Source organism: Haliea sp., assembly GCF_040222615.1.
GTDB lineage: Bacteria > Pseudomonadota > Gammaproteobacteria > Pseudomonadales > Halieaceae > Haliea.
Window position 1 is genome coordinate 1 of record NZ_JAVKCQ010000064.1, and the last position, 16,727, is coordinate 16,727.

A 16,727-nucleotide genomic window follows, 5' to 3' on the forward strand; every position below is an offset into this window, starting at 1 on the left:
ACGCTCGGCACGGCCGCGCGCATCGCTGAGCAGGGCCTGCCACTGGGGGGCGCTGTGGCCCTGCCAGCGCTCGAAGCCGAAGCGCTGCCGACCCAGCCCCGGAGCGATATCCGCCGCCATCATGGCGGCAGGCTACACCAGTGAGCGGCGCCAGTTCGGGGTGCCCATCGCCACTTTCCAGGCTGTGGGGCATCGCATGGCGGACTGCTACATCGATGTCGAGTGCCTGCGCCTGTGCACCTGGCAGGCGCTGTCTCTGCTCAGCGACGAGCAACCGGCGACCACCGAGGTGCAGATTGCGAAGATCTGGGCCGGCGATGTTGGCCACCGGGTGAGCTACGCCTGCCAGCACGTGCACGGCGGGACTGGCATTGATCGCGATTACCCGCTCTGGCGCTATTGCCTGTGGCTGCGCTATAACGAAATCGCATTGGGTTCCAGTGGCGCCCAGGTCGCGGCGCTCGGCCGGCGGCTGTCCGTGGGGGAGGGGCTTTTTACCTGACCCCCCTGCTGGAACGCAGACGCCTGGGGTACACTGCGCGTCGTGAAGAAACCCTGCGCCATGATACTCGCCACGTTCCTGCTTCTGCTGCTGGCCGCCTGCAGCAGTCAGGAGCAGCGCCAGCCCACCGCTAACCGTGTCGGTGTGGATTTCAGTGGCAGCTGGTCCCTGGATTATGGCCAGAGCGACAATATCCAGGTGCGCCTCAATGGCCTGGTGCGGGAACTGCAGCGCCAGGCCGAGCGCCGCGCCCAGGCGGGGGGCGGCGAGCTGCGCGGTCCGGGCGCCGCCCTGATGGTGGGCAACGCCGGCACCGACAGCGGCGCATCAATCGTCGGTCTGGCGCAGATGGCAGACCTGGTTACCCGGTCCCAGTTGCTGGAAGTCGAGCAGGATCCGAGCCAGATTCGCGTGCGCCGGGAGGGTGATTTCGCACTGGACTGCGATTTTCACGATGGCCGTCCCACGGTGGTCGAAACGCCCCTGGGAAGTGAGTTCTGCGGCTGGGACGGACACCAGTTGCTGTTTGTGCTCTCCCTGCCCGAGGGCCTGGCTATCCGTCACCGCCTGACCCTGGGCCCGGACGGCCAGATGCTCAATATCGCCACCACGGTCAGCTCCGATCGCGTGTCGTCCCCGTTTACCCTGAACCGGGTTTACCGGCGCATGGACCCCGAGGCCCACGGTTTCTCCTGTGAGCAGACCCTCACCCGAGGTAAAGTGTGTACCACCGAATCGCCCTGATTCCCTGCCTGGGCTTGGGCCTGCTCCTGCTGCTCGCCGGCTGCGGCAGCGCCCCCGCGCCACAGGCCGGCGAGTCGCTGCCTCCGGCAGTCCAAAACTGGCCTCCCTCGGTAGGCTCAGTCAGGCTGGAAGTGGTGGCCCAGCCGCCGCTGCCGGCCCTTGACCTGGCACTCGTGAGCTTTGATCCGGGTATTCCGGAGCAGACCGCGGGTCTCAGTCGGCAGGGTATTTTCCCGGACATCCGCAAGGCCGAGGCCCGCTACCTGCCGGTGCGCCTGCGCCAGGTACTGCAGGAGAGCAATGCCTGGGGCGCGGTGCGGGTGTTGCCCGAGCCGCAGCCTGCCGCAGTGCTACAGGTAGAGGGCAGGATCCTCCACTCGGACGGCCGTTTCCTGGTGCTGCAGGTCCGGGCCGAGGATGCCAGTGGTCGAATCTGGCTGGACCGGATCTACGCTGACGAGGCACAGGCCTCGGACTACCCGGTTGTGGGTGGCGGAGACCCGTTTATTGACCTGTACCGCAAGGTCGCCAACGACCTGCTGGCGGAATACCGGAACCAGGCTCACGCCGAACTCCAGCAACTGCCCGACCTCGCTCTGTTGCGGCAGGCGGGCGACCTGGCTCCTGACTATTTTGCCGGGTTTGTCGCCGAGGATTCGGCGGGGCGCCATCAGCTACTGCGGTTGCCGGCGGAGAGCGACCCGATGCTGGCACGGGTTGAACTTATCCGCAGCCAGGAGTTTCGCTTCATCGATACCGTCGATGAGCAGTATGTTGATCTCTACCAGACCATGCAGCCCACCTACGACCTGTGGCGCCAGTACGGCCGCGAACAGGCGCTGTATCGGGAGGATTACGCCCGGCGTTTGTCACAGCGCGACCGCGCCGGTGCCCGCGGCACCTACGCCGCCATGGAGCAGACCTACAATGCCTTCAAGTGGAGCAAGATCCAGCAGCAGGATCTTGAGGACCTGGCGCGAGGCTTCAACAACGAGGTCCTGCCGACCGTGCTTGAGGTCAGCGGCAGTGTCTACCGGCTCAACGGCAGTCTGGAGAGCCAGTACGACGAGTGGCGGGAAATTCTGCGGGAGATATTCCGGCTGGAGTCAGGGCTGCCATGAGGCGGACCGCTGTGGGCCTCGGCAAGTGGCGTATGTTCGGCTAAGCTGTAGCCATGGCTGACAAAAAAAACCAGGGTAACGACTCCGAGAGCCTGCTGGCTGGTCTGCTGCGCTTTAGCGGCCAGGTTGCCGGGGGAACTCTGGAAATCGCCCGCAACACCGCCACCATGACAGCCATGTTCGGCGAAGGCTGGTTGCGCAGTACTTTGCTCAACAGCTTTGAGCCCGAGCGGCTCGAGGCCATGGCCGATGCCGGGCGCTTCCTGCGCGACGCCCGCGAGACTGCGGGCCTGTCGCTGAAAGAGCTGGCGGACAGCCTCGGGGTCTCCGACAAGTCGGTGCTGGAAGACATCGAAAGCGGCGAAAAAATAATGCCGCTGGAACTCGTATTGCGCAGTGCCAGCCTGCTGGCCCGGCACGACCCGGTGCCGTTCCTGATCAAGTTCCTGCGAACCTACAATCCCCAGCTGGAGCAGACACTGGAACAGTGGGGTGTGATGGCCCTGCCGCGCCAGTACGAGCGCGAGCGCCGTTTCGTCAATCTCTATCGGCAGCACGATGTCCTGCGTTCCCTCAGCGATGACGAGCACGCCCGTTTCATCAGCTACATCGACAGCGCCGCCCAGCTGGTGCTGGATGTGATGGCGAAGGAAAAGCTGGCCAATGCGCCGCAGTCACCTCCCCGGCGCAAGCCCGCGGCTGCTGCGCGAAAACGGGCGCCGCGCAAGCGCAGCTAGCACCACTTTCCGGTACACTGGGCGCCCTTTTCAGTACCGCCCAGGATCCCCGGCATGAGCAGTTTTCCCGACGAAACCGTGGCCCCCGCAAAGCTGCCCGCCAGCGCCGAGCGGCAATGGTTTGCAACCTGTCCCAAGGGTATCGAGGGGCTGCTGCTGGCGGAGTTGTTGGCGCTGGGCGCCAGCGGAGGCCGGGAAACCGTGGCCGGGGTGTACTTCGATGGTCCGCTGGCAATTGGCTATCGGGCCTGTCTCTGGTCGCGCCTCGCCAACCGGGTGCTGCTGCCCTTGGCCAGGTTTGAGGCCCAGGATGCGGACGCCCTTTACGCCGGCTTGATGCGGGTGGACTGGGCCGGGATCATGTCCCCGGAACAAACCTTCAGTATCGACTTCAGCGGCGAAAACGCCCATATCCGCAATACCCAGTTCGGGGCCCAGCGCTGCAAGGACGCCATCGTCGACTGGTTTGTCCAGCGCGATAGCCAGCGACCCTCGGTAGACCGTACCGATCCAGACCTGCGGTTCAATGTGCGCCTCTCGCGGCACGGTATCTTGCTGGCTCTGGATATGTCCGGCGGCAGCCTGCATCGGCGCAACTACCGGCTGCAGGCGGGGGCGGCACCGCTGAAGGAAAATCTGGCTGCAGCCATCCTCCTGCGAGCCGACTGGCCCGGCATGGCGGCGCGGGGCGGTGCCCTCATCGACCCGATGTGCGGCTCCGGGACGCTGCTGCTGGAGGGCGCCATGATGGCGGCGGATATCGCTCCGGGGCTGGGTCGGCAGCGCTTCGGCTTCGAGCGCTGGCAGGGCCACAGCGCCCCCCAGTGGCAGGCCCTGCTCAGCGATGCGCGCGGCCGTGCCGAGCGTGGCAAGCAGGCGCGGTTACCGGAAATCCGCGGCTACGACGCAGATCCCAAGGTGATACACCGGGCCCATGAAAACATTGCCCGTGCGGGGCTGGAGGCCGTGGTGCGGGTGAGTTGCAAGCCCCTGGCGGAGCTGACTCGGCCAACCCACGTTCCCCTGCCCCAGGGGCTGCTGGTGTGCAACCCGCCCTACGGCGAGCGCCTGGGGGACAAGGATAGCCTGCAGTATCTCTACCGCCAGCTGGGCGAGACGATGCTGCGCGAGTTCCCCGGCTGGCAGGCGGCCATATTCACTGCTGACAAGGGCCTGGGCCGCGCCACCGGCCTGCGCAGTCACAAACAGTACAAGCTGTGGAACGGGGCGCTGGAGTCCAGCCTGCTGCTGTTCGACCTGGGTGCCAACCGGCTCAGTGACAAGGCGCCCATGGCGCCATCGGCGGGCCAGGCGCAAGCTGCCGCCACCGTCACGCCGCTGGAGGAGCTTGGCGGCGGCGCGCAGATGTTTGCCAATCGCCTGCGCAAGAACCGCCGCCGCCTGGCCAGCTGGGTGAAGCGCGAGGGGATAGAGTGCTACCGGCTATACGATGCGGATATGCCCGAGTACGCCGTGGCGGTGGATATCTACGGTGACCAGGTGCATGTGGCCGAATACCAGGCGCCACGGGCAGTGGACCCCGCGGCAGCCGCCGCACGCCTGGCCGAAGTGCAGGCGGCGCTGCCGGCCGCGCTGGGCGTTGCCCCGGAGAGCATTGTCTACAAGGTGCGCCAGCGACAGCGCGGCGACGAGCAGTACCGCAAGCAGGACAGCAGCGGCGAACTGCTGTCGGTGCGCGAGGGCGGCGCGCAGCTGCTGGTCAACCTGCGCGATTACCTCGATACCGGCCTGTTCCTGGACCATCGTCCCCTGCGCCTGCGCCTCGGGCGGGAGGCCTCTGGCAAGGATTTCCTCAACCTGTTTTGCTATACCGGCGCGGCAACGATACACGCTGCGCTGGGTGGTGCCCGCAGTACTACCAGCGTGGATCTGTCCAACACTTATCTCGCCTGGCTGCGCAAGAACCTGGCCCACAACGGCCTGGACGAGACCCGCAATCGACTGGAACGCGCGGACTGCCTGGCCTGGTTGCAGGCCTGCGGGCGCCACTTCGACCTGATCCTGTTGGACCCGCCTTCCTTCTCGAACTCCCGCAAGCTCACGGACTCCTTCGATGTGCAGCGGGATCACGCCTTGCTGGTGCGGGCGGCGATGGCGCTGCTGCGGCCCGGTGGGGTGCTCTATTTTTCCAACAACCGCCGGGGGTTCTGGCTGGACCCGGACCTGGAGGCGGAGTACCAATGCGAGAATATCACCCGCGGTTCGCTGGATCCGGACTTCCAGCGCAACGGCCGGATTCACCAGTGCTGGCGCCTGACTGCTGCGGATGCATCGCCACGACGCGACAGTCCCTGGTCTCGCAGGTAAGTGGCTGCCAACCCCCTGGAAAAACACTGTCCACAATTCTTGACAGGTACCCTGGCTTGTGCGAGGGCTCGTGATATTTCTAAGTTAATTTATGGAAAGTATCGCTAACCTGATGAAATTAATGGAAATGATTTGAGTTCTACCTCGCCTTCTACAAGACCGGGGTAACATTTTCATGGAGTTAGGCAGGGTGATGCCTGCAAGCTATCCCCACAGTTATCCACAGGGTAATTTGTGGATAAGCGGTGGATGGGAGCGGATTTGATGGGGCGGTTGGCCTCATCAGGCGGGTTGTGCTCCAATTCCGGATTTCCAGCATGGGGAGCCGCAATGCGTTCACTGTTGATCGTCTATCACAGCCAGAGTGGCGCCTGCGCCAGGCTCGCGCGAGCCTGCTGCAGCGCTGCGGCCGGGGTCAAGGGGCTCGAGGTCCGGGTGTCGCGGGCCTGGGATGCGGGCAGCGCCGATCTGCTGGCAGCGCACGGATTGCTGCTGGTGGCGGCGGAAAACTCGGGCAGCCTGAGTGGTGGCGTCAAGGATTTCCTGGATCGGACCTTTTATCCGGTGGGCGAGGCCGGACGAGTGCTGCCCTACGGTCTGCTGATCAGTGCCGGCAATGACGGGCGCGGTGCCCGCGAGCAGGCCCGGCGCATTCTTTCCGGGTACCCGTTGACAGCTGCCCTGGAGCCGGTGATTTGCCGCGGCGAGGTGACCGCTGCGCACTGTCGGCAGGCGGAGGAGCTGGGAGAGGCCTTCGCCACCGGGCTGGAAATGGGAATATTCTGACCGCCGGTGAACCGGCCAGCAGGGCATGCTGCGCAGCGCCGGTGTCGGGTGGATTCGCGGTGAGATGCGATCAGGTCCTGCTGGCCGTGTCGCCGAATTCCGCCAATACCGCGACGAAAGCCTGGGCGGCCCGCGACAGACTGCGGCCGCGGTGGTAGACCAGCCCCAGGGAGCGCTCGATTGCGGTGCCTGCCACCGGCAAGGCCACCAGTCCCGGGTCCAGCATGGTGCGGGGCAGTACCGTCCAGCCCAGACCCACCGAGGCCATCATGCGGATGGTCTCCAGGTAATTGGTGGCCATGGTCACCTGCAGCGCGAGCCGGTGTTCGGCGAACAGGCGCTTGACGATCTGCCCGGTGTAGGTGTTCAGCCCGGGGAGGATTGCCGGGTGCCGGGCCAGATCTGCGAGGCGGCAGTCGCGGCGCCCCGCCAGGGGGTGATCCGCCGCCACCATGAACACCAGGGGGTCCTGCCACACGGGCCGGGTGATCATGCTGTCGTCTGCTACCGGCGCCAGTGTTACTACAGCCAGCTCTGAACGTCCCTGCATGATCAGGTCGTACGCCTGCTCCGAGTCCATGAAGTCGATGTCAATATTGGCGCCCGGGTAGGATTTGCTGAAGGCGCTGAGCACCGGTGGCAGTCGGTGCAGGCCGATATGATGGCTGGTGGCCAGGCGCAGCTGGCCGGCAACGTCCCCGGAAAGATCCCGCACAGCCTGCTCGGCCGTGAACAGCTGTTGTACGATTGCCTTGGCGTGGGGCAGCAGTGCCTGCCCGGCCTCGGTGAGCCCGACATGGCGGCCGATGCGGTCGAACAGCTCGCTGCCCAGGCCCTGCTCAAGCAGGGCGATGCGCTTGCTGACTGCGGGCTGAGACAGGTGGAGGCGTTCGGCGGCCAGGGAGAAGGATGCTTCCTCTGCCACCAGCAGGAAAGCCTGCAGGTTCTGGATGTCCATCTCGGATTACCATTGGGAATGAAATAGATAAAAATAATAAATTTGAGTTATCAGTGGGTCAAGTTTATTATCGGGCTTCTGGATTCACTGCAGGCGAGGAACCCCCATGGCCGGGCTGACACTCTACGACAAACTCTGGCGCAATCACCTGGTCGAGCAGCGCGATGACGGCTCCGCCCTGATCTATATCGATCGCCATCTCATTCACGAAGTGACGTCTCCCCAGGCCTTCGAGGGCCTGCGCCTGGCGGGGCGCCGTCCCTGGCGCCTGGGCGCCAACCTGGCGGTGCCGGATCACAACGTGCCGACCTTGTCGGCAGAGCGCGCCGGCGGTGTTGCCGGCATTGTTGACGAGGTTTCGCGTCTGCAGGTACAGACCCTGGATGACAACTGCCTCGCCTTTGATATCACCGAGATTCCGATCAATGACGTGCGGCAGGGCATCGTGCATGTGGTAGGCCCCGAGCAGGGGGCAACGCTGCCCGGCATGACGGTGGTCTGCGGCGACTCCCACACCTCCACCCACGGTGCCCTGGGCGCCCTGGCCCACGGCATAGGCACCTCCGAAGTCGAGCATGTGCTGGCCACCCAGTGCCTGGTGCAGCAGAAGATGAAGAACATGCTGGTGCGCGTTGACGGCGCCCTGCAGTCAGGGGTCACGGCGAAGGACGTGGCGCTGGCTATTATCGGCCAGATTGGCACCGCGGGCGGCACCGGCTATGCCATCGAGTTTGGCGGCGACGTTGTCCGCGCGATGAGCATGGAGGGGCGCATGACCCTGTGCAACATGTCCATCGAGGCCGGCGCCCGCATGGGCATGGTGGCGGTGGACGCCACTACGCTGGAGTATGTGCGCGGGCGCACTTACTCTCCCAGTGGTGAACTGTGGACTGCGGCCGTCGAGGCCTGGTCTGATCTGCACAGTGACGACGACGCCGAATTCGGCCGGGTGGTGACTCTGCGTGGCGAAGACATCCAGCCGCAAGTGACCTGGGGCACCTCACCGGAAATGGTGCTGCCCATCGATGGCATCCTGCCCGACCCGGCGCAGATCGAGAATCCCTCGCGCCGGGATGGCACCCGTCGCGCACTCGACTACATGGGTCTGAAACCCGGCATGGCGATTACCGATATCCGCCTGGATCGCGTGTTCATCGGTTCCTGTACCAACAGCCGAATCGAGGATCTGCGCGCCGCCGCAGCGGTGGTACGTGGCAAACGGGTGGCCGCCAGTGTGAAGCAGGCGCTGGTAGTGCCGGGCTCGGGTCTGGTCAAGGCCCAGGCCGAGGCCGAGGGGCTGGACAGGATATTCATGGATGCAGGCCTGGAGTGGCGTGAACCCGGCTGTTCCATGTGCCTGGCGATGAACGCGGACAAGCTGGGCTCCGGGGAGCATTGTGCGTCCACCTCCAATCGCAACTTCGAGGGGCGTCAAGGCACTGGCGGTCGCACCCACCTGGTGAGCCCGGCGATGGCCGCGGCGGCGGCGATTGCCGGCCATTTTGTCGATATACGCAGCCTGCAGGAGACCGCGGCATGAAGAGCTTTACTGTGCTTGAGGGGCTTGTCGCGCCCATGGACCGGGCCAATGTCGATACCGACATGATCATTCCCAAGCAATTCCTGAAATCGATCAAACGCAGCGGTTTCGGCCCCAATTTGTTCGACGAAATGCGCTACCTGGACGAAGGTCAGCCCGGCCGCGACAACAGCCAGCGGCCACTGAACCCTGACTTTCCGCTCAACGAGGCCCGCTACCGGGGGGCGTCGATTCTGCTGGCGCGGGAAAACTTCGGCTGCGGCTCCAGTCGCGAACACGCACCCTGGGCCCTGGAGGACTACGGATTCCGCTGCATTGTGGCGCCGAGCTTCGCCGATATTTTTTACAACAACTGCTTCAAGAATGGCATCTTGCCCGTGGTGCTGGCGCCGGAGCAGGTGGAGCAGCTGTTCACCGAGATGTACGCGGAAGAAGGTTATCGGCTGCAGGTGGACCTCGAACAACAGCAACTGCAGACTCCCGCTGGCGAGATTTTTCGCTTTGAGGTCGACCCGGCGCGCAAGCACTGTCTGTTGCAGGGCCTCGACGACATCGGCGTGACCCTGGAAAGTGCGCCGGCGATTCGCAGCTTCGAACAGCGCTGGCGTCAGCGCTCGCCCTGGCTGTTCGGGGTGCTCGGACAGGAGCAACGCTGACATGGCAAGGAAAATACTGGTACTGCCGGGCGACTATATCGGCCCGGAAATCATGGCCGAGGCGGTTGCCGTGCTGGAGGTGGTCAACCGCCGCTTTGCCCTTGACCTGGAACTCGAGCATGGCCTGCTGGGCGGCGCTGCGCTGGATGTGCACGGCGTGCCCTTGCCGGAGGCAACCCTGGCCAGTGCGCGATCTGCGGACGCAATATTGCTCGGCGCTGTCGGGGGGCCGAAGTGGGACAAGGTTGAACGTCAGCTGCGGCCGGAGCGCGGGCTGCTGGGGCTGCGCTCGGCACTCGAGTTGTTCGGCAACCTGCGCCCGGCGATACTCTATCCGCAGCTGGCCGCGGCTTCCAGCCTGAAGCCCGAGATTGTGTCGGGGCTGGATATCCTTATTGTGCGCGAGCTGACCGGCGGCATCTATTTCGGAGAGCCGCGCGGCATTCGCACCCTGGAGAACGGCGAGCGCCAGGGCTTCAATACCTATGTCTACAGCGAATCGGAAATTCGCCGAATCGGGCATCTGGCCTTTCAGCTGGCGCGCCAGCGCGATCACCGCGTCTGCTCGGTCGACAAGAGCAACGTGCTGGAGGTCACCGTGCTCTGGCGCGAGGTCATGGAGGAGGTGGGCAAGGCGTATCCCGATGTGGAGCTGAGCCATATGTATGTGGACAACGCCGCCATGCAGCTGGTGCGGGCCCCGAAGCAATTCGATGTCCTGGTCACCGGCAACATGTTTGGCGACATCCTCTCGGACGCTGCCGCCATGCTGACAGGGTCCATCGGTATGTTACCCTCTGCTTCCCTGGACAAGAACGGGCGGGGCATGTACGAACCCTGCCACGGCTCCGCGCCGGACATTGCGGGGCAGGGCAAGGCGAACCCGCTGGCGACCATTCTCTCGGTCGCCATGATGCTGCGCTATACCCTGGCATCGCCGCAGGCCGCGACCGCTATCGAGCAGGCGGTCAGCGGAGTGCTCGACAAGGGACTGCGGACCGCGGATATCCACGCCGAGGGCATGACCCTGGTTTCTACCCGGGAGATGGGCGCGGCGGTGGTGGCCGCCCTGCAGGCCTGATCATTCAATTCGCAATACAGAGGTAGCTATGAGCAAGCTTTACGATGTCGCCGTTGTCGGTGCGACCGGAGCGGTCGGCGAGACCATGATTTCCATTCTCGAAGAGCGCAATTTCCCGGTTGGCAATCTTTATCCCCTGGCCAGCGCCCGCTCCGCGGGCAAGAGCATCACGTTTCGCGGCAAGCAGGTGAAAGTCACGGACCTCGCCGAGTTTGATTTCAGCCAGGTGCAGATTGGCCTGTTCTCCGCCGGTGGCAGTATCTCCGAAGAGTTCGCGCCGAAAGCCGCGGCGGCCGGCTGCATTGTCATTGACAATACCTCCCACTTCCGTCGCGATGAAGACATCCCGCTGGTGGTGCCAGAGGTCAATCCCGAAGCACTGGCGGGGTACCCAACCCGCAATATCATTGCCAACCCCAACTGCTCGACGATCCAGATGCTGGTGGCGCTGAAGCCTATCTACGATGCGGTCGGTATCGAGCGGATCAACGTCTGCACCTACCAGGCGGTGTCTGGCACCGGCAAGGAGGCCATCGAAGAGCTGGCCGGGCAGACCGCGAAGCTGCTGAATGGCCAGGAGATCGAGTGTGAGGTCTACCCGAAGCAGATCGCCTTCAACGTACTGCCCCATATCGACACCTTCCAGGACAATGGCTATACCCGGGAGGAGATGAAAATGGTTTGGGAAACGCAGAAGATCCTCGGTGACAGCAGTGTCCTGGTCAACCCGACCTGTGTCCGTGTGCCGGTGTTCTTTGGCCATTCAGAGGCGGTTCATATTGAGACCAGCGAGAAAATTTCCGCAGCGGATGCGCGCAAGCTGCTGGCCGCTTTCCCCGGGATCACTGTGATGGACGAGCGTGCTGACGGTGGTTACCCGACACCGGTGACGGACAGCGCAGGCAAGGACCCGGTATTTGTGGGCCGGATCCGCGAGGATATTTCCCATCCTCGGGGCCTGAACCTCTGGGTGGTGTCAGACAATGTGCGCAAGGGGGCGGCGTTGAATAGTGTGCAAATTGCCGAGGCTCTGATAAGTACTTATCTTGATTAAAGACTTGCGTTAAAACATACTTCGGGTATCTTCAAAAGCGTCATGCAGGGGCTGGAATCTAGGGGATGCCGGCTTGAGTGATGTCAGGGGAAGGATAACAAGGCGTGTTTATGGCTCGTAAAAAACAGTTGGCGGCGGCGCTTTTGTCCCTGGGTTGCCTGCAAACGGTGCCCGTGTGGGCGCTGGGCCTGGGTGAGCTCACTCTGCAGTCTTTTCTCAATGAGCCGTTGAAAGCACGCGTCAGCCTGCTGGATATCGGCAATCTGCACGAAGACCAGATTCGCGTGCGCCTTGCCGCCGCGGACGATTTTGACAGGCTCGGCGTCGACCGGGCCTACTTCCTCACCGGCATCAAGTTCGAAGTTGATATCGATAGCAGCGGTCGCGGCGTGATTGTGCTCACCTCCGATGACCCGGTGCTGGAGCCCTACCTGGATTTCATCGTTGAGGCTCGCTGGCCATCCGGGCGACTGTTGCGTAATTACACGGTGCTGGTAGACCCGCCCGCCTTTGACACGCGGTCGCCGGTCGTTTCCGCAACCGAACGGGTAGCAGCCATCGAGAGTGAACAGGCGTCCAGCGCCGCGGAAAAAAAAACCGCGGCGGAGGTCCAGACTAGCGGCACCCAGGTAAGCATGCGCCAGTCCGGGCTGGCCCCCGGCGCCATGCCTGATCGTGATTTCAGCGCTGGTACCGCTGCCGATCCCGCGCCCGGCGCCCGCTACATGATTCGCCGCGATGAAACCCTCTGGACTATCGCCCAGCGCGCTCGCGTCGACGGTGTCTCGGTGCAGCAGACCATGCTGGAGATCCAGCGCCTGAACCCCGACGCTTTCATCGATGGCAATATCAACAGGATCAAGGCGGGGTTCATTATCTACCTGCCGTCGTCCGGTGATATCAGCGACGCTGATGTGGAGGCCGCGTTGGCGGCTGTGCGCCAGCAGAACGAGGACTGGCGTGCCGGACGCGCCTCGGCGCCTGCGACAGCGGGGCCGGCTTTGCGAATTTCATCCGGCGAAGAGACGCAGGAGACCGCAGCGGAATCGGAACCGGTACCAGCTGCGCCCGGGCAGTCTTCGTCTGTCAATGCCGACACGCAGGACGAGCTGCAGCGGTCGGAGCGCGAACGCGGTGAACTGGGCGAGCGCCTGGCGGCCCTGGCGGATCGCCTGGAAACCCTGGAGCGCATTGTCGAGCTGAAGGATGCCCAGATCGCCTCCCTGCAGCAGGCCCTGGCGGAGGCCGAGGGCGGTGCGGCTGTTGCCGTTGCTCCCGACGTGCCGGTGGCGGGGGAACCGGTCGAGGCCGCGGAGACGGCAAGCAGCGCCGCGGCCAATTCAGCGTCCAGCAGCAAAGCGCCACCCGTGGCGCCAGCGCCATCCGCGCCCGCCGCCGGTGGTTTCGGCAGCTGGTTGTATGTCATCGGCGGCGTGATCGTGGCCGCTTTGCTGGGGCTGTTGTTCTGGCGCCGACGCCGGGCCGAGGCTGAAGAAGAGGGTGATGGTATCTATGCCGCCCGCCCCGCCACAGGCCGACAGGCGGAGCCGGATGCATTTGCAGACATCCAGCTGCGCGAATCGGAGCTGGATCTCGACGAAGAGGACGGCGCTGCGGCCGCTCTGGAGGCGGCCAGCATCGGCGCCGCGGGGGCAGCTGCCCAGGTTGATTTGCCCGAGCCCACCGGCCAGCGCGGCTACGGCGAGCGCAAGCATGACCAGTACGCGTCGGATGTCGAGGCGGGCGATGCCCTCGCGGAGGCTGACATCTACATTGCCTATGGCCGCTACAATCAGGCCATGGATCTGCTGCGCAAGGCCCTGCGTTCGGAACCGGAAAATACCGCCTACCGCCTGAAATTGCTTGAACTCGCTGCGGAGACAGGTGACCGGGGCGAGGTCGATCATCAGCTCGGCGAACTCCAGCGCGCAGGTGACCAGGACGCTGTCGCCCGCGCCCAGTCCATTATCGCCAGCAAGCCCGTTGCCGCTAATCCCTACCTGGAAACCACCGATGTGGCGGGGGAGGACGCCGGGACATTGTCAGCGCCGGATCCTGAGCCCGAGAAGCAGAAGGTCGCTCCCGTGGCCCCCGCAGAGGAGGACCTCAGTGGCCATCTCGGGGAGCTGAGCGATCCGCTGCCCACGGACACAGGGAACGATGTCGAGTCATCGGCTGACGAGGAAGCGTCCTTTCTCGGTCTGGAAATCGAAGACAGCCCGGCCGATGAGCTCGATGTCTCCGCTGACTTCGGCGGCAATCGCGGTCGCAGCGATAGCAGTGATGAGGACTTTGTGTTCGCCGACGACGGCGATCCGCTGTCTACCAAGCTCGATCTGGCCCGTGCCTATATCGATATGGGCGATGACGACGGCGCCAGGCAGATCCTCGAGGAAGTCTTGACCGAAGGCAGCGACGAGCAGCAACAGGAAGCCCGGGAGCTGCTCGACAGACTTGGCTGAGCAGAGTTATGAGCGGGTCTTTGCCACTGATCCGCTGCCCCCCGGTACCCGAATCGCCTGCCGCATTGAATACGACGGCAGCGCCTATAATGGCTGGCAGGCCCAGCCCCACCCCGGTTCCCGCACAGTACAGCAGACCCTCGAAGCGGCATTCAGCGAAATAGCTGCGGCATCCGTGCGGGTGCACTGTGCGGGACGGACGGACAGCGGGGTCCACGGTCACGCGCAGATTGTTCACTTCGATGCCCCGACGGCGCGCAGTTGCAAGGCATGGGTGGTCGGCGGCAACAGCCGGCTGCCGCCGGATATCAGGGTGCACTGGGCGCAGCCGGTAGCGCAGGACTTTCACGCGCGCTTCTCGGCCCAGGCCCGGCGCTACCGCTACCTGATTGCCAATACCTCCATTCGTCCGGCACTGCTCGGGCGGCAGCTGAGCTGGCAGCGCCGGCCCCTGGACGCCGTGCGCATGCATGCAGCGGCCAGGTGTCTGCTGGGAGAGCAGGATTTCAGTGCCTTCCGCGCGGCTTCCTGCCAGTCCAGCACCCCCTTCCGCTGTGTCACTCACTGCGAGGTCAGCCGCCGCGGCGAGCTGGTAGTGATCGATATCCAGGCCAATGCCTTCCTGCACCACATGGTGCGCAATATCGCCGGCAGCCTGATGGCCGTCGGTACGGGTGCCAGGGCGCCCGGATGGATAGGAGAACTGTTGACCGGAGGGGATCGCACCCAGGCAGCCGACACCGCCCCCGCTGACGGTCTCTACCTGGTAGAGGTATTGTATCCCCAGCACTTCGGTCTTCCGCCGACGCCTCCGGGCCCGCTGCTGCTGGCGACCTGAAGACACTGCCCCCCGGCTCTGCTATCATCTGCGCCCTCCAGCAAGCCAGTAGCGATCACCTGTGTCACGCACCCTCGTCAAGATCTGCGGCATTACCAGCAGCGCCGATGCCCAGGCCGCATGCGAGGCGGGTGCGGACGCTCTGGGCCTGGTGTTTTACGGGTCCAGCCCGCGCTGCGTAACCCCGCAGCAGGCTCGGGGAATCGTTGCGGCGGTACCGCCCTTTGTCTCGATTGTGGCATTGTTTGTTAACGAGGAAGCGGCAACAATCCATCGCATTCTCGAATGCGTACCCGTAGATTGTATCCAGTTCCACGGCGACGAGACGCCGGGGTTCTGCAACCAGTTCCAGCGTCCCTATCTCAAAGCCCTGCGGATGCGCCCCGGGCTTGATGTAGCCGGCATTGCCAACGGCTATGAGAGTGCCCGCGGCGTGCTGCTGGACAGCTGGCAGCCCGGCATGCCCGGCGGCACCGGCCAGACCTTTGACTGGTCCGTGATTCCCGCGGGGCTGAGTCGGCCGCTGGTGCTCGCGGGCGGTCTCGACGAGCACAACGTTGCGACTGCGATCGCCTCCGTCAAGCCCGCGGCAGTGGACGTCAGCGGCGGGGTCGAAAGTGCGCCGGGAATCAAGGATGCAGACAAGATGAACCGCTTTGTAGCTGCTGTACGCAGCTGAACTCACTCAGGGAGCACACCATGACTACGGAAATGACCAGCAGGATCTTCGCGTCAGTGCCTGACGCGGAGGGTCGCTTTGGCGTCTACGGCGGCAAATTCGTCGCCGAGACCCTGATGTCCGCTTTGTCGGAGCTCGAGGCCTTGTATCGGCAAATGTCCGCGGACGCGGACTTCCAGCGCGAGCTGGACGAGGATCTCGCCCACTATGTCGGCCGCCCCTCGCCACTGTACGAGGCGCGTCGCTGGTCCGATCGCGTCGGCGGTGCCCGCATCTACCTGAAGCGTGAGGATCTCAACCACACCGGCGCCCACAAGGTAAACAATACCGTTGGTCAGGCACTGCTGGCCAAGCACATGGGCAAGCGACGGGTGATCGCCGAGACCGGCGCCGGCCAGCACGGCGTGGCCACAGCTACGATCGCTGCGCGGCTGGGACTCGAATGCCATGTCTTCATGGGCGAGGAGGATGTGCGCCGGCAGGCGCTCAATGTGTACCGGATGAAATTGCTGGGCGCCACTGTGATCCCGGTCACTTCGGGGTCGCGGACGCTGAAAGACGCCATGAACGAGGCGATGCGCGACTGGGTCACCAATGTCGACGATACCTTTTATATCATCGGTACCGTGGCCGGGCCACACCCATATCCCATGCTGGTGCGGGACTTCCAGAGTGTTATCGGGCGCGAAGCGCGAGCCCAGACCCTGGAGCGCACCGGGCGACTGCCGGACGCGCTGGTAGCCTGTGTTGGCGGCGGGTCCAATGCCATCGGCCTGTTCCATCCCTTCCTCGAGGACGAGACCGTGGCCATGTATGGCGTCGAGGCGGGAGGGCACGGCATCGCCAGTGGCCAACACGCGGCGCCGCTGAGTGCGGGAACCCCCGGCGTGCTGCACGGCAACCGCACCTACCTGATGCAGGACGAGGACGGCCAGATCATGCACACCCACTCTGTGTCTGCGGGCCTGGACTATCCTGGCGTCGGTCCCGAGCACTCGTGGCTCAAGGACATCGGTCGGGTGAATTACGTTGCCATCAACGACGATGAGGCGCTGCATGCTTTCCACGCCCTGACCCGAACAGAAGGGATCATGCCAGCGCTGGAGAGCGCCCACGCCCTGGCCTATGCAGAAAAGCTGGCCGCGACCATGACCCCGGAGCAAACCATCGTTGTCAACCTCTCGGGGCGCGGCGACAAGGACATCCATACCGTGGCCGACATCGACGGCATTGAATTTTAA

15 protein-coding genes are annotated in these 16,727 nt (G+C 64.3%); 14 read left to right on the forward strand and 1 reads right to left on the reverse strand.

Annotated elements, in window-relative coordinates; genetic code table 11:
• The first annotated feature begins 121 nt into the window (after positions 1-121).
• From RJQ10_RS05455 to RJQ10_RS05480, 6 genes are all read left to right on the forward strand, one after another.
• A complete protein-coding gene (locus RJQ10_RS05455; RefSeq protein ID WP_350144421.1) occupies positions 122-502 on the forward strand; it encodes an acyl-CoA dehydrogenase family protein in 381 nt (126 codons plus the stop codon).
• A gap of 42 nt (positions 503-544) precedes the next feature.
• Positions 545-1,246, forward strand: a complete 702-nt coding sequence (locus RJQ10_RS05460) for a hypothetical protein (protein ID WP_350144423.1) — start codon at positions 545-547, stop codon at positions 1,244-1,246.
• Positions 1,225-2,367, forward strand: coding sequence for a hypothetical protein (locus RJQ10_RS05465; protein ID WP_350144425.1), 1,143 nt, complete (start codon positions 1,225-1,227; stop codon positions 2,365-2,367). Before RJQ10_RS05460 ends, RJQ10_RS05465 begins: the two co-directional genes overlap by 22 nt.
• Before the next feature lie 53 nt (positions 2,368-2,420).
• Positions 2,421-3,104, forward strand: a complete 684-nt coding sequence (locus RJQ10_RS05470; protein WP_350144427.1) for a helix-turn-helix domain-containing protein — start codon at positions 2,421-2,423, stop codon at positions 3,102-3,104.
• Between the two features lie 54 nt (positions 3,105-3,158).
• The gene (rlmKL, locus tag RJQ10_RS05475; protein ID WP_350144429.1) at positions 3,159-5,432 is read left to right on the forward strand and encodes a bifunctional 23S rRNA (guanine(2069)-N(7))-methyltransferase RlmK/23S rRNA (guanine(2445)-N(2))-methyltransferase RlmL; all 2,274 of its coding nucleotides are present in this window, start codon (positions 3,159-3,161) and stop codon (positions 5,430-5,432) included.
• A 330-nt stretch (positions 5,433-5,762) separates the two neighbouring features.
• Positions 5,763-6,218, forward strand: a complete 456-nt coding sequence (locus tag RJQ10_RS05480) for a flavodoxin family protein (RefSeq protein WP_350144431.1) — start codon at positions 5,763-5,765, stop codon at positions 6,216-6,218.
• Positions 6,219-6,288: 70 nt separating this feature from the next.
• On the opposite strand, the gene RJQ10_RS05485 is transcribed toward RJQ10_RS05480, so the two are convergent.
• Complete coding sequence (locus RJQ10_RS05485; RefSeq protein ID WP_350144433.1) at positions 6,289-7,176, reverse strand: LysR family transcriptional regulator; 888 nt, start codon at positions 7,174-7,176, stop codon at positions 6,289-6,291.
• Between the two features lie 106 nt (positions 7,177-7,282).
• On the opposite strand from RJQ10_RS05485, the gene leuC reads away from it, so the two are divergent.
• From leuC to trpB, 8 genes are all read left to right on the forward strand, one after another.
• On the forward strand, positions 7,283-8,716 hold the full coding sequence (leuC, locus tag RJQ10_RS05490; protein WP_350144435.1) for a 3-isopropylmalate dehydratase large subunit: 1,434 nt from the start codon (positions 7,283-7,285) through the stop codon (positions 8,714-8,716).
• Positions 8,713-9,372 (forward strand): 3-isopropylmalate dehydratase small subunit, encoded by a 660-nt coding sequence (leuD, locus tag RJQ10_RS05495; protein ID WP_350144437.1) that lies wholly within the window; start codon positions 8,713-8,715, stop codon positions 9,370-9,372. The genes leuC and leuD overlap by 4 nt, the downstream gene beginning before the upstream one ends.
• A gap of 1 nt (position 9,373) precedes the next feature.
• Positions 9,374-10,453: a 3-isopropylmalate dehydrogenase gene (gene leuB / locus RJQ10_RS05500; protein WP_350144439.1), complete on the forward strand. Its 1,080-nt coding sequence runs from the start codon at positions 9,374-9,376 to the stop codon at positions 10,451-10,453.
• Between the two features lie 28 nt (positions 10,454-10,481).
• Complete coding sequence (locus tag RJQ10_RS05505; RefSeq protein WP_350144441.1) at positions 10,482-11,507, forward strand: aspartate-semialdehyde dehydrogenase; 1,026 nt, start codon at positions 10,482-10,484, stop codon at positions 11,505-11,507.
• A gap of 110 nt (positions 11,508-11,617) precedes the next feature.
• Positions 11,618-13,969 carry a motility hub landmark protein FimV gene (locus RJQ10_RS05510; protein WP_350144443.1) on the forward strand — a complete coding sequence of 784 codons (2,352 nt, stop codon included), beginning with the start codon at positions 11,618-11,620 and terminating at the stop codon, positions 13,967-13,969.
• Complete coding sequence (truA, locus tag RJQ10_RS05515; RefSeq protein WP_350144445.1) at positions 13,962-14,807, forward strand: tRNA pseudouridine(38-40) synthase TruA; 846 nt, start codon at positions 13,962-13,964, stop codon at positions 14,805-14,807. The genes RJQ10_RS05510 and truA overlap by 8 nt, the downstream gene beginning before the upstream one ends.
• 61 nt (positions 14,808-14,868) lie before the next feature.
• The gene (locus tag RJQ10_RS05520; RefSeq protein ID WP_350144447.1) at positions 14,869-15,486 is read left to right on the forward strand and encodes a phosphoribosylanthranilate isomerase; all 618 of its coding nucleotides are present in this window, start codon (positions 14,869-14,871) and stop codon (positions 15,484-15,486) included.
• Between the two features lie 20 nt (positions 15,487-15,506).
• Positions 15,507-16,727, forward strand: a complete 1,221-nt coding sequence (gene trpB, locus RJQ10_RS05525; protein WP_502880218.1) for a tryptophan synthase subunit beta — start codon at positions 15,507-15,509, stop codon at positions 16,725-16,727.